The 13,942-nt window shown below is 60.9% G+C and carries 10 protein-coding genes and 1 pseudogene; 6 read left to right on the forward strand and 5 right to left on the reverse strand.

What is annotated here, in order from left to right; genetic code table 11:
- Positions 1-192: 192 nt before the first annotated feature.
- Both AC5ZH6_RS27145 and AC5ZH6_RS27150 read right to left on the reverse strand, forming a co-directional pair.
- Positions 193-858, reverse strand: coding sequence for a vWA domain-containing protein (locus AC5ZH6_RS27145; RefSeq protein ID WP_020172999.1), 666 nt, complete (start codon positions 856-858; stop codon positions 193-195).
- A 70-nt stretch (positions 859-928) separates the two neighbouring features.
- The gene (locus AC5ZH6_RS27150; protein WP_288338252.1) at positions 929-2,740 is read right to left on the reverse strand and encodes a hypothetical protein; all 1,812 of its coding nucleotides are present in this window, start codon (positions 2,738-2,740) and stop codon (positions 929-931) included.
- A gap of 526 nt (positions 2,741-3,266) precedes the next feature.
- Here AC5ZH6_RS27150 and AC5ZH6_RS27155 point away from each other — a divergent pair.
- Together AC5ZH6_RS27155 and AC5ZH6_RS27160 are read left to right on the forward strand one after the other, a co-directional pair.
- Positions 3,267-3,733, forward strand: a pseudogene (locus tag AC5ZH6_RS27155) (AAA family ATPase); the annotation flags it as partial.
- A gap of 432 nt (positions 3,734-4,165) precedes the next feature.
- On the forward strand, positions 4,166-5,047 hold the full coding sequence (locus tag AC5ZH6_RS27160) for an AAA family ATPase (protein WP_496169282.1): 882 nt from the start codon (positions 4,166-4,168) through the stop codon (positions 5,045-5,047).
- Positions 5,048-5,808: 761 nt separating this feature from the next.
- On the opposite strand, the gene AC5ZH6_RS27165 is transcribed toward AC5ZH6_RS27160, so the two are convergent.
- The 3 genes from AC5ZH6_RS27165 to AC5ZH6_RS27175 are packed head-to-tail and all read right to left on the reverse strand — an operon-like array spanning position 5,809 to position 9,277.
- Positions 5,809-6,639, reverse strand: coding sequence for a nucleotide exchange factor GrpE (locus AC5ZH6_RS27165; protein ID WP_079931872.1), 831 nt, complete (start codon positions 6,637-6,639; stop codon positions 5,809-5,811).
- Positions 6,636-8,144, reverse strand: a complete 1,509-nt coding sequence (locus AC5ZH6_RS27170) for an Hsp70 family protein (protein ID WP_020172994.1) — start codon at positions 8,142-8,144, stop codon at positions 6,636-6,638. Before AC5ZH6_RS27170 ends, AC5ZH6_RS27165 begins: the two co-directional genes overlap by 4 nt.
- Entirely contained in the window at positions 8,144-9,277 is a 1,134-nt protein-coding gene (locus AC5ZH6_RS27175) for a tetratricopeptide repeat protein (protein WP_020172993.1), read from the reverse strand. The genes AC5ZH6_RS27170 and AC5ZH6_RS27175 overlap by 1 nt, the downstream gene beginning before the upstream one ends.
- Positions 9,278-9,945: 668 nt before the next feature.
- Here AC5ZH6_RS27175 and AC5ZH6_RS27180 point away from each other — a divergent pair.
- The 4 genes from AC5ZH6_RS27180 (at position 9,946) to AC5ZH6_RS27195 (ending at position 13,900) form a co-directional block, all read left to right on the forward strand.
- Positions 9,946-10,782 carry a hypothetical protein gene (locus AC5ZH6_RS27180; protein WP_231386862.1) on the forward strand — a complete coding sequence of 279 codons (837 nt, stop codon included), beginning with the start codon at positions 9,946-9,948 and terminating at the stop codon, positions 10,780-10,782.
- Positions 10,772-11,278, forward strand: coding sequence for a hypothetical protein (locus AC5ZH6_RS27185; protein WP_026920454.1), 507 nt, complete (start codon positions 10,772-10,774; stop codon positions 11,276-11,278). Before AC5ZH6_RS27180 ends, AC5ZH6_RS27185 begins: the two co-directional genes overlap by 11 nt.
- Before the next feature lie 455 nt (positions 11,279-11,733).
- A complete protein-coding gene (locus tag AC5ZH6_RS27190; protein ID WP_026920453.1) occupies positions 11,734-13,155 on the forward strand; it encodes an acyl-CoA synthetase in 1,422 nt (473 codons plus the stop codon).
- Positions 13,156-13,324: 169 nt separating this feature from the next.
- On the forward strand, positions 13,325-13,900 hold the full coding sequence (locus tag AC5ZH6_RS27195; protein WP_020172988.1) for a TerD family protein: 576 nt from the start codon (positions 13,325-13,327) through the stop codon (positions 13,898-13,900).
- Positions 13,901-13,942: the final 42 nt, after the last annotated feature.

Below are 13,942 nucleotides of genomic sequence, written 5' to 3' on the forward strand. Positions count from 1 at the left end.
CGTTGTGCTGACGCGAGTGGTGCGAACGTGTTGGTATCGGAATGGGCTATCTCGTCACGACCGGTCGAACCGGCGAACTCGGGTCCATGCACGGCGCTGCTGTGCGTACCCACAGTGGCGCGGTTGCGGACCTCAGCGGGCCTAAGCCACAGCCGCTCCCACCATCCGCGGATGGCCTCCCAGCCCGACACGTCACATCACTTCCGCGGCGATCTGGAATGACGCCGGGGGCTCGATCACGATCCCGCCACCCGTGCCGACGCTGTGGCCAGACGAGATCACCGATTGGGTCAGCGCCTCGATGAACTGGCTCAGCATGACACCGGTATCCGACCCCACTGCAGTCACGAATGCGTACGCCGGATCCGACGCCAGTTGCACGATTGTCGCGGTAACCGCGGACCCGATTCCGAACGCCAGCAGATTGGGATGCGTCCGCTCCCGCATCAATGCCGCGAGAACCGGTTCCCAGCCATCCCCAGGATTGGGGGCACCGTCAGTGAGGAAGAACACTGCCGGCCGGACCACCTCGTACCCTTCGTTCTTCATCTGTGGGATGTCGACCGATATCCGGTGACTGAGTTCTTCGAGCGCAGCGCGGTACGAGGTGGACCCGCTGATGGTCAGCGTCGGCATCTCCGGTAACAGTCTGAGATCCGTTGCCTCTAACCTGGTTACGGCACTGGTCCCGAACCCGACGATCGAGAATCGCACCTTGGAGGCTGCGAACGGCTCCTCTTGAAGTGCTGCCAGAAGACTCGTCAATCCTGTGTTGAGATGGTGTATCTCGCTGTCCATCGACCCGGACTCGTCCACCACGAGGTAGACCGGGAGTATCCTACCCTTGGGCTCTGGCATCGCTGTTTTCCTTTCCCTGATACGGATGTTGTGGTTCTGTGGGATGGACACTCGCGGGGCTCCTATTGGCCTATTGGTGCTGCCGGATGCCGTCGAGGCTGAACGAGACGGGGTATCCCCCGCTAGTGGCGAACTGCATCGAGGTGACCACCGGATTCACGGGCTCGTCGATTCCCGCGGCGGTGGTTGTCTGGACACCCAGCAGTCCCGAGTCCGCATTCAGCGGCTCCATCCAACCCGGATTGCTTATGGTCACCGGCGATTGGAACTCGAGGTCACTGCGTAGCTGTCGGTACCCGACAAATGTCCATCCGCGGTACACCTCGATCTTGTTGCACCCGGATGCGCTCACTGTCGACGTCAGGTACACCTGCCACAACTCGGCCTGTTGTAGTCCGTTCTCGCCGTTGAAGGTCCACACCTCACAGGTCTTGTATCGCTTTTGGAAGGGAAATGCCGTCGTACGGAGTTTCTCGGCCGCATCGGCCTCCGCTGACGCCCAAGCCGTCGACGCCTTCCCGGCAGCCACGAACGTTGAGATCAACAGCGCGGCACCAATGACGACCATAATCACTCGGCCGTGCCATGGGCGTAGTAGAAGGAACGCGGCCAACAGGGCAAGGATCACCACCACCCCGGCGAGGTAGTCCGCCAAGAAGGCATCGAAGACACCTCGAACTGCACCGTCGTACACGGCTTCTGACGGCGCAAGCAGTGCTGTACGCCTCATCACCAAATGGCCCAGAAGGTATGGGGCCAGCACGGTGACCACTGCCGTCACACCCCACCCGATGACGGTCCAATCATGTGCCAAGCGAGCCTTCACCATGGCAGAGGCAGCTGCGGCCTGCCGGTTCTGCGAAGTAGGAGGTGGACTGTTTCGCGTGGATGACGGTGTGGACGGCGTCGACGATGTGTATGCGGCTTGCGACGGGCCAGCAGTCGTGGCGACAGTGGCTCGCTGTCGTGTGGGCGGCGCACCGGCGGGCGTTGGTTTGGGCACGGCCACAAGATTCAGGACCTTGTGAGTCCGCAAGGCCGTGTCGAGAATCTGATGCCACTGAGCCGCCGACGGACGACCGGTCTTGGGGCCTGTGATCGATGCTCGAACGGCGGTCTTGATGGCACTCGGGGTTTTGGTGGGCAGCTGGTCGGGGCTTCTCGTTCCCTGGTCGCCGACCAGCACTCGGAGCACCATCAGCCCGAATTTGTACATGTCCGACTGAGCTGTGGCCAACTCCTCTCCTGATGGGATCTCCCATCCTGGAGTTTCGAGTTGCGTTGCCACTGAACGACTCGCAACTCGCATTGCGTCGGTGTCGATGAAGTAGACCGACACTGGTGGCGAGAGCGAGAACAAGAGATTCTTGGGCGAGATGTCCCCAACCGTCACTGACCGGGCATGGAGCTTGGCAAGCGCTTCAGCGACTTCCTTGAGTACTTCGACGCGCTGACGGTCGGTGATCTTCAGCCCCCGATTGGCATCCACCAGTCGGGAATTCATGATGTGCTGGACCTCCGCGGCGACACGCTTCGGGCCGCTCGCGAGGTTGATCGTCATGAAGAATCTCTGGGGAATGGCTGGCATCACGAATCCGGTGACCGAACCTGCGTTGGTCACCAGCGCGCATGGCCACGCCGCAAACTCGATGAGCTTCGACGCTTCCGAATGGCCCAATTTCTCGAGAAAATCCGGCATTGCGGCCAATGCACTCCGGCTGAGCTTGCTGATTACCTCCGGCTTGTACTCCTTGTACACCATATTGGAGGTGAAGGAGGTCTTTACTTTCGATGCATGGTAAACAGTCCCCTGACCGCCGGCAGCGATCTTCGTCGACCCGTCGATCGGGCCAATCGTCGAGCGTTCGAACGTGCGTGCCAAACCGGAACCTCTCTAGCTAGTAGCGAGAGGGTTAAATTCGTCGGCACGTCATGCTTTCAGTTATTCCTGAGCGCACCCAAGGATTTCCCTCGATCAAAGTCTGCGAGAAGTTTAGCGGCAAGATCGTGGAGGAGTCTGTCGTCCATCCATACGATTGTGTTGAGTCCGGGGATGGCCCCACGTCCCCATTACCTTTCGTAGCTCAAGAAACTGCCGACCCCGACCGCCACTAACAGTCACCAGACAGAAACCACAGGGACCCCTAATCGTAGTGCCACTGATTGATCCACCCACACGAACCTCAGCAGACCCGGTCTCTTGAACTCAGACGAGCAAAGGCACGCCGTCCGCGCTGTTCACGCGTTCGGGAGATAGACGCCCACCGCCGTTACATGGCAGAGTATTCCTTTCATGCACTGATGACCAGCCACTTTGGAGAGTTTCCGCCGTGACCCTCGCACACGCAGACCGGACCACGCCCACGTGGATCCGAGAGGTCGATATCGCCCTCGCCGCCAATCCTCAGGTGGTCCTCACCGGCAACCTTCGTGATTTCGCCCTGATACCGACCGATAAACCCGGAGGTCCGCCGTACCGGAGTTTCGACATCACTTCGGCCCTAGTCCACGCGCTGTCCCAGGCGGGTCACCAGAATATAGTCTCGTTCAATCCCGCCGAAGGACTCGGAATTCTCTCCGAGCAGGGACACGTCGCCTCAACACTCATCCGCGATGCCGAGAAGGTCGCGGGCAACGAAGCGTCCCTGACACGACAACTTCGAGTCCTCATCCGGCTGGTCGCCTCAGCAGAGGACTCTTGCTGCCTGGTTATTGAAGGTGCCTCCCGCCTCCGCACCGAGTCAGAAACGTTGGGGGAGAACTGCACGAACTCCTCGTCACCGCGGAGCGAGCACTTCTCACCGCTGTCCGTCATCGTGTTGCCGGCTCGCACCGCACGCCGCTCTACAACACGATCTTTTGGATGGTCGACCGCGAAGGCGACCTTCCCCACTGGATCGTTGGCAACGATCTGGTCCGAGTGATCTCGATTCCACTCCCGTCGCTTGGCGATCGACGCAATCTAATTCGACCTCTTATCAATTCACTCCCGAATGCAGTGCCCATCCCCTTCGACCGCGAGCTCGACGAGGCGTCGATTGAGCTGATCGACCGCTACGCCGGTCTTACGGGTGGCCTGACGTTGCGTTCGATCAATGAGATCAACCGACTGGCCATCGATCGCGGAATCCCCGGAGCCCGTATCGAAGATGCAGTTCGCACCTACCGTGTCGGCATTCCGGACAACCCGTGGCACGACCCGGCATTGAAAGCCAAGATCCGCGAGGCCGCGGCGACTCTGAACCGCAGTGTCCTCGGTCAGCCTGCCGCAGTTCGCAAGACCGTCGACATCCTCATCCGATCGACCATGGGACTAACCGGCGCCCAAACCGCGAGCTCCGGAGGGCGCCCGCAAGGCGTTCTCTTCTTCGCGGGTCCGACGGGTGTGGGCAAGACCGAGCTGGCAAAGTCTGTGGCCGAGTTGGTTTTCGGGCGTAACGACGCCTTTCTTCGATTCGACATGAGCGAGTTCGCACACGAGGGCGCCGAAGCGCGACTGATCGGCGCGCCACCCGGCTACATCGGGCACAACGCCGGGGGTGAACTGACCAACGCCGTCAGGCAACAGCCGTTCCGCCTGATCCTGTTCGACGAGGTTGAGAAGGCGCATCCGCAGATCTTCGACAAGTTTCTTCAGATCCTCGAGGACGGACGGCTGACCGACGGGAACGGATCGACCGTGTACTTCTCCGAGGCACTCATCGTGTTCACCTCGAACCTCGGGGTCTACACAGTCGGACCTGACGGACTGCGCACGCCACGAATCACCCGCGGTGCCGGATACCGAGAGGTGGAGACAACCATCCGCGCTGCGGTCGCAGAGCACTTCACCCGAGACTTAGGCCGGCCGGAGATTCTGAATCGCATAGGCGAGAACGTCGTCGTATTCGATTTCGTGTCCGAGGACGTCGGCAACGAACTGGTCGACGTGTTCGTGAACAACATAGGCAACCGTGTCCGCGAGACCACCGGAGCGCGACTGGTCATCTCCGACGAGGCCATCCAAACCCTCAAGTCCGGAGCCACACAGAACCTCGACTTCGGTGGCCGTGGCGTGGCCAACGTCGTCGAAGCCATGCTCATCAACCCGCTCGCCCGCGCAATGTTTGATCTTCCGACGGTGCCACCCGAAGTGGTGGTGACACGAATCAAGAGGTCCGGCGAAGCATGGAATGTATGGCTCCGCTGATGGGCTTCGGCTGCCCCGATGCGTCCGCATCACGGGCATCTCCCAGCGCATCCAGAAAGCATTGACCATTCACGCGATCGTTAGGGAACCGCCCGGTGTCGGCTGGGAGCTTTGGTCCGCGGGTGTGGTGCCGTGTTCAGGGGTGATAACCGAGGCGGTCCGGTGGACACGGCCTCGCGCCCTGCACCCGCGTGCCTTTGATGGCATGGGGAATGGTTGCCCGTGCCATCGCTCGGCGGCCGAGTCCCTGGGGGATCGCGTACTTGTCCGGCTTCGTGGATCAGCATTTCGCGGGCATCGGTCGCCTGGTTGAACCGCGACGACGAATCGAATCCCCCAACGCGCTGCGTCAAGGACTCACCAACGCACGCAGGCGAGCAACCAACGCCCACCCACGCGTACTGAGCAAGCCGGCCCACGGACTCCACACCAGAAGCGTTGCCAGAACTCACCCGCGGAGGCTCCTGCACCGAAATGTGTGTCCTTAGTCCCCCACGAGAACGCCAGGGATCCGAACCAACCCGGCTACTGTAACAAGCGACTGTACTCTTGCCGACTATCGCTCAGTTTCCGGTACCACAATGCGGACAATTCACTGTGACGCGATTCCATGATCGCTTTCCCCAGAACGCTCGACCGCAGTTGCGGCACTTGTGAACCTCGGTGTATTCGCCACTTCGAGATGACGAACCTGTCTCTGCCATTTACTAACCCTTCCTATCTGAAAACTGCGCAACAGTTCTCGTTGGTTATCACGGTGGTCAACTATATGTTGGGCGATGCGATACCCACTCAGCGGTGACCTCGGCCGGGCGCACAACGTATCCACCAACCTCGTAACCCTGCCGAATCCGCTCAACGATCCGCAGCTCATCGCTTTGATCACTTCGGCGAACATTGCTTCGCACCACACGGTGCCGGGCTTTGTCGACTTCGGTTCCCGGCGTGCACTCGATCGTCTCGACACCGAAATCTTCGAGAATGTCGAGCAGTTCGTCTACAAGGCTGGCGGTCAACGACCACGGATCTGCCTGTCGCCTCGAGGCCTCCAACTCCACCCGATCGATGAGCGCAGCCATCTGGCGCGCGATCGGGCGCAATAGTGAGTGCGATACACCGGTCTCCGCGGCCACCGCCCGGTCTCGCAGCACAAGCAGCGACTGCTCGTAGTTGCGCGCCACAATACCGCTTTCCGAACTGATCGCGCTCTCAATTCTGTCGAAGCGCCCGTGCATTTGAGCCAATAAAGTGGCGGCCTCTGCTGAATAAGGCGTACCACCCGGCATTCCAGCATCCTCGGCACCTTCCACATACTTTGCCGACGAGACCTCATGATAATCCACAGCACCTGCTCCGTAAGGGGTGGAATCACTGGACACGTCACTCGTAGGCGGTGCAGTTACTTCCGAATCCCACTGGAAATCTGGATCGATTCCCCGACTTTCAGGATTTCCGGATGTCGATGATTCATCAGCGGTCGTATTTGGCGGTGCAATAGGTTCAATCCGCCCCGAGTGGTCGTCGTAAACTTCTGAGTTTAGAGCTACGTCCACGTCGCTGTTGTATGGGGAACCGGGCTTTTGAAAAGTCATTGCACCACGATCGCTTTGCTCTGCTTACGTAGTGAGACCACATCTTCGGCCTTCAGGTTCGCCGTTCGTTCAACCACCATTTGTCCGATGAGTCGCCCATTGACGGCATCGTGAAGTTCGGCCTCGACCGTCTGATTTTCATTCACGACGAACACGACTCTCAGCGGAGCTTTGGCAGGCAAGTCGTAGTCAAGGTTGAGTAGCGATTCGCCCAAGATCTTTACGTACTGTAACTCTGCGCCATTCTCGTCGCCCTCGGTGATCTGCAAATTAATCTGGTTGGTCGCGCCTACCGTCGAGAACGAGCTCGCTTCGACTCGGTTCGGCACATGAGTGTTGGGTGCGACCACCACGCTATTCAACATCTTCGATCCATCGTCAGCGAGCACAGCGACCCCAAGGCCCTGCGCAACCACGTCTGACACATTGGCTTTGACGATTGGCGGTTTGCCACTCTCAGCGGCGTTACGCAGCTCAGCAACTATTGCCGCACCCAGCGCAACGGCTTCGTCAGGATGAACACTCTTGTCGGGCTCCAACCCGGTCCATTCCTTCACAGACCGCTCGATGATCTTCATGCGCGTTGATCCACCGACGAGTAGGAGCTTATCCACATCCGAGTAGGACATACCGGATTGGTCCATGACGTCTTCCAGAATGTACCGAGTCCTGGTGACCAAGTCCGCTACCGCGCGATCGAACTCATCGCGAACTACTGTGATGGACTCGGTTCCGATTCTGATCTTGGCCTTGTCACTCGTCGAAAGGCGATGCTTAGCCGCCTCTGCCTGCTCACGGATCAGCGCGAGTTGCTTGTCATCGTCTGGATCGAGCGTTCCCCCGAGTTCTCGATATCGGGCTTCGACCAGTCTGATCAGCTCGTTGTCGAAATCGAATCCGCCGAGGTTTCGATCGCCCGCCGAAGCCAAGACAGTAAAGTTATTGTTAGAGATGTTCATCAGTGTGACATCGAAGGTCCCACCTCCCAGATCGTAGACGAGAACCTTTCCGTTGTAGCCACCTTTGAGGCCGAAGCTCAGCGCAGCAGCCGTAGGCTCATTGATGACCTGCAGCACGTTCAGCCCTGCGATCTCACCCGCTTGCCGTGTTGCTGTGCGCTCGGCATCACCGAAGTAGGCGGGAACAGTAATGACGACATCCTCGACCTTCTCTCCAAGAAAGTCAGACGCATCGTCAACAAGGAATCGCAGGATGAATGACGAGATAATTTCTGGTCCATACTCGTCATCAGTTCGCTCTGGAATGAATCTGTAGTCCGGGTTCCCCATGTGTCGCTTGACATAGCGGACAACATTGTTAGGTAGGGATGTTTCGGCGTTTTTTGCCTGTTTTCCAACGGTTACTTCCCCGTCGTCGAACAAAACGGCAGAGGGAGTGGTGTTATCGCCTTCACGATTATGAATTATCGTCGATAACCCATCGGCGCCCAAGACCGCGACGGCGGAGTTCGTTGTTCCGAGGTCAATGCCTACGACCTTCGCCATCAGTGACCGGCCATCATCAGTGCAAGTGAGTTCTTACGCTGCGAACTCTTCCACCTGGGAACCCGCGATTGCCAGATGACCAATCCCGCAGCTACGAAAGACCCGATGATCAAAAGCGCTGCAAACCCACCTGAAAATCCGGCAACGACGAGGCCCAACAGGAAGGCTCCGACTATCCCGCCCAACCAGACGAAGGGAGCATCGGACACCGTCTTCGGCAAGCACCACACCACGTCTCGTTGCTTGTTCACGTACGCGAGGATATCCGTTGAGGCTTTTTGCACTTCTGGATCACGCGACAGTTGCTGCGCTTCGCCGGCTAGCGCTCCCATAGGGTGGATCTCGTCCTCTTGTGTGATCGCGTAGGCTCCGTCACGCTGTAGCTTCGGAATTGATTCAGCCTTCTCGAGCAATGCCATCGCAAGGTAGTAGCGGACAGGCTCTGAGCCCTGATGATTGGCGAACACACGACGGTACATATCGATCGCCTGGTCCAGAAGTCCGTTCTGCTGCAACACAGATCCCTGTGCGAGCGGGTAGACGAAGCTGGTCGGGTCCAGTTGCGTGGCAACCTGATACTCCTTCAGCGCCTTCACCCAGTCCTTGACCTGTTCATACACATTGCCCAGATTGAAGTGGTATTCCGCATTGTTGATCTCAATCTCGGTTGCCTGCCGCGCTTCATATAGAGCGTCCTGGACCCGCCCAAGTCCCAAGTTGGCGCGCGAGCGGAGGCTCCACGATTCCGCGTTCCCACCGAGCACGGTTGTTGCTTCCTTTGCCGCGTAGGCCGCCGAATGGTAGTCATTGGCTGCCAGAGCCGCACGTGCAGTAGCGACCCAGTCCGTGCCGCCCCCCGCAGCTGCCGGTTGCTGAACCGGCGCCGCCGCCGGCACCACTCCTTGCTGAAGCTCGCGGTCATACGCCATGCGCCTCTGCGGTCCCGACAACAGCACCTCTCGGGCCTCCCGGAGGCGCTTCATCTTCGTCTCGGCCTCGTGCCGTACGTCGATGTTCGGAGACGACGCGCGTTTGGTCCACTGTCGCGTCGCCCGCTTCGACGCGTCCTCGATCTCGGCCTGACTGGCAGTGGGTGGGACTCCAAGCAGTTCGTAGTAGTCGACTTCAACCATCGGGTGTTTCGCTCCAGTTCGATCGTCGCCAAATTTCGCGGCCATTGGTCTCTGCGACCGCGTCGACGCTGGCGCGGCAGCCCTGGCTTCTCCCAAGCTAAGAACTCAGAAGCTATCACTGCACCCAGGTCTAGCCTGTAGTCCGTTTGGATCAATCCGGCAGTGTGCTGGAACGATTGGCCAAGAATTAGTCCGTACGGTGGAGACCCTTGTAGCCACTGCCTACGGTTAGTCTCGGTTAGTCTGTTTGGACGAATCCACCAGTCATCCGATCGAGCGATCAGCGGTCGACCCAGGTAGTCCATAAGATTCTGAGATGGTGGCCGCGCGAGTTACCACCTTTGAACCCTGCAACCGAACCGTCGAGGGCAACTCAACTCATGCCAATTGACTACACCCATCCCAACAGGATCAACTACGAACACCCCCGGCGGAAGAGCCCTGCGAACGGCGCCGAGTCTCCACCTGCTGCCACCGGGCAGACGACTGCTCCGGCAAGATCCCGTGAGCTGCGTAGTCGACGAGATCGTGGGCTTCGGCCCGATACAGCAAAGTCGGGCCAAGCGGCGCCTACCGCCGACGTCCCCGAGCGCCAGCCCCACGGACCTACGTCACCAGCTTCCGAGATCGTCACGTGCGTCTGTGGGACCGAACAGAACCGAGCGGTGGTGACCCAATGCACCTGCTGCGGTGCGGATCTCTGGTCGCTGTCCTCATCTGACAACGACACTATTACAGGCACCGCCACTGCCCGCGCACGTCGTCCGATTGGCAACCTGCCCTCCACGCCGCCACCCCGCGCAAATACCGGCTTCATCGATCAGATGCAGGCATTTGACGAAGGCATCCGGGAGAGATTTAATGAGCTGCTCGAGTTGTCGGGGCCGACTCTCGATGCCCAGTGGCGTGATATCGCGGCAGCTATCCTGGCGCTGCACACATGGGATCCCTCTGCACTCAACATCGAGATCCTTCGCCTGAATGTCATGCGGTCGAAGATCAGCGAGTGGGCTGCACGCGGCGGCGAGGTCGACTTGGACCGTATCGGCTGGACCCACGTTCTCAATTTCATCGAGACCATCGATTCAGTCGAACGCCCCGGTGAACGTGACTGGACGACGGGCGCTATCGAATTGCAATATCGGGGCGCAATTCCAGTCGAATTCGATCATTTGGAATCGGTGCGACGAATTGCAGAAATGATCCAGGGGGTAGAAATTGAGGTTACCGAGCTCGTCGCCAAAATGGGCAATGTGTTCAACGCGCACATAGAAGACTTCGCACGTCAGAACAACTGCGAGCTCGAAATTCTCACGTCCGATATCACCGATGCAATACTATCCCGACAAGGATGGGAACTCGCGTGGATCTTCATTTGGCCGACCTACTTCGGCCAGTTAGGGGTGTATGCATACAATGCATGGGTCGACAAGCTTCCTGAAATTGAATGGTATATCGCCAAACATATAGTCGACGAGGCGAAAGGAGTGTGTGATGACCATTGACGTCCCACGCCTAAGTCAACTCACCAGCCAGGCCAAGGCTGTTGCAGACCGACTACGCAGCCAGCGTCGACCTCTGCAATTGGTTGGAGAGAAGCAAGAGAACCAGACCGTGCAGCGTTTCGGGAAGTTCGGTCGCATGGAGACAGTCACGCAGAAGGTGTCCGTACCGGTCTCACTCCCCGGTTGGCCATTGGGCATCAATCGAATGGTTCTACGATCTTCGGCGTCGCATTCGGTCGAAGAGGTGCTCTTGACACCCGAAGGAGCACTCGTCACTGTCGTCATCGATCCGAATGAGCCCGCGGAGTTCCGCGCGATCTCGAATCGCCCTCTTCATGCGGTGCGTGTCGCGCAGAGCGCCGGCGGAGATCCGACGTGGATACCGACAGGGAACAGCGGCGACAAAGTCGACGAGGTGGCTGCCAAGCACAAGGCCGTGATCACAGCCGGTGAAGCGGTCTATCGAATGGTCGATCTACTCGGGCGCCTCGGTTGATACGGCGCCGGCTGTTGGGGCCGACTTCTTTTACAGATCGACGACGTTCGCTCGGTTAGCAATGGCGGATGGGGTTAAGACGAGTTAAGACGTGACCTCTCCGGACGCCCCTGGCCGGCGTGGACGACCGTGGTGATGGAGGCCTCCATTGCCTACCCGTCAGTAGCCGGTGGTATCGCACTTATCGACGATCGCCGGGAGATGCCGTGGGAGTGATCGCAGCGCACTCGCTTTGACATGTGGACCGGCCCGGCCGGGTGCTCATCACGTTGATCGGGATACCGCAAACCCTCGCGGACTGGCCACTCGTCGTGGTCGATCTCGACGAGTGGCCGGCCGTTCTCGTCGGGGCTCGCTACTGGTGTGTTGGCGTGGTTGTGGCGACACCGGACCGCCGCCCGCCAGAATGAATTGGCCGTTCGGTGACCTGTGTGGTCCCGTGGCACAGTGAACCCGTGCTGCTGCCGTCGCTGATCCCCCACGCACCCGACCTTTCCGATGCCGTCGTCGTCGGTGACGATCGTCTGTCACGCGAAGACCTCGTCGGCGCCGCGACCGCGGTGGCCGAACGTATTCGCGGGGCACACACGCTCGCCGTCCTCGCCCGGCCGACGGCCTCGACGGTTCTCGCCGTCGTCGGCGGCCTGATCGCGGGGGTCGCGATCGTGCCGGTGCCGCCGGATTCCGGACGCCGAGAACTCGACCACATCCTGCAGGATTCCGGCGCCCAGGCCTGGTTGGGTGAGGCCCCCGCCGACACGTCGCTACCCGCCATCCCGGTACGCCGCTACGCCAAGTCGTGGCACTCCCACCCCGAACCGCCCGCCGACGCGACCGCACTGATCCTCTACACCTCCGGCACCACCGGTTTGCCCAAGGGCGTCCCGATCACCCGTCGCGCGATCGCAGCGGGCCTCGACGCCCTCGCCGGCGCCTGGGCATGGACGTCGGAAGACACACTCGCCCATGGCCTTCCGCTGTTCCACGTGCACGGCCTGATCCTGGGGGCGCTGGGACCGCTGCGGCGCGGCGGCCGGCTGATCCACACCGTCAAGCCGACTCCCGACCACTACGCCCGCGCCGCCGACGCAGGTGCGTCGATGTTCTTCGGGGTTCCGACGGTGTGGTCGAGGATCGGCGCCGAGCCGGAGTCGGCCCGCCGGCTGTCGGGGGCGCGGCTGCTGGTGTCGGGGAGCGCTCCCCTAGCCGTGCCGGTGTTCGACCGGATCCGCGCGGCCACCGGCCACGAGATCGTCGAACGCTACGGCATGACCGAGACGATGATCACCGTGAGCACCCGCGCCGACGGCGAACGCCGGCCGGGCTGGGTCGGACTCCCGCTCGACGGCGTGCAGACGCGGCTGGTCGAGGGCGATGCCGTGCTGCCGCACGACGGCGAATCCGTCGGCGACCTGCACGTCCGCGGCCCCATGCTGGCATCGGGATACCTCAACCGGCCCGAGGCGACCGCACAGAGCTGGCTCGACGACGGCTGGTTCGCCACCGGCGACGTCGCCGTCATCGACGGTGACGGCATGCATCGCATCGTCGGACGCCGCGCCACCGATCTGATCAAGTCCGGCGGATACCGGATCGGCGCAGGCGAGATCGAGACCGTCCTGCTCGCCCATCCGTCGGTCGCCGAGGTGGCCGTCATCGGCGTCCCCGACGACGATCTCGGCCAGCGCATCGTCGCCTTCGTCGTCGGTGAGCAGGCCGCCGACGGGCCCGGCAGCGACGGGTCCGGCAGCGACGACGACCTCATTGCGTTCGTGAGCGCCGAGCTCTCGGCGCACAAGCGTCCGCGCGAGATCCGCCGGGTGGAGTCGTTGCCGCGCAACGCAATGGGGAAGGTGCAGAAGAAGCTGTTGGGGTGAGCAGCGATCACCGTCCGGCCGTCGCCGCGCCTGGCGCAGTTTCCTTGTCATCCACAGTTCGTTCGGTCGGCTGACGCATCCCTGTCCGATGCCAAACTCTTCGCATAAGGTGTGTGGCATCGCACGTAGAGTTGCGGTTGGCCGTTCAACGAAAGAAAGGCATACGGACATGGGCGTGAGCCTGAGCAAGGGTGGGAACGTCTCGCTGACCAAGGAGGCCCCCGGTCTGACCGCGGTCGCCGTGGGTCTCGGCTGGGATGCTCGCAGCACCACCGGTACCGATTTCGACCTCGACGCCAGCGCGATCGCGCTCGGCGCCAACAAGAAGGTGCTCTCCGATCAGCACTTCATCTTCTTCAACAACCTGCGCTCGCCGGACGGATCGATCGAGCACACCGGCGACAACCTGACCGGTGAGGGCGAAGGCGACGACGAGGTCATCAACGTCGATCTCGCGGGTGTCCCGCCGGAGGTCGACAGCATCGTCTTCCCCGTCTCGATCTACGACGCCGACGCACGCAGCCAGTCGTTCGGCCAGGTCCGCAACGCCTACATCCGCGTCGTGAACCGTACGGGCGGCGCGGAGATCGCCCGCTACGACCTGTCCGAGGACGCTTCCACCGAGACCGCGATGGTGTTCGGCGAGCTCTACCGCAACGGTGCGGAGTGGAAGTTCCGGGCCGTCGGCCAGGGCTACGCCTCCGGCCTCGCGGGCATCGCCCGCGACTACGGCGTCAACGTCTGAGAAACCGACACATCGCGCGAATGCCGCACCCGCTCATGGCGA

This window comes from Gordonia sp. YC-XJ4 (genome assembly GCF_059511865.1).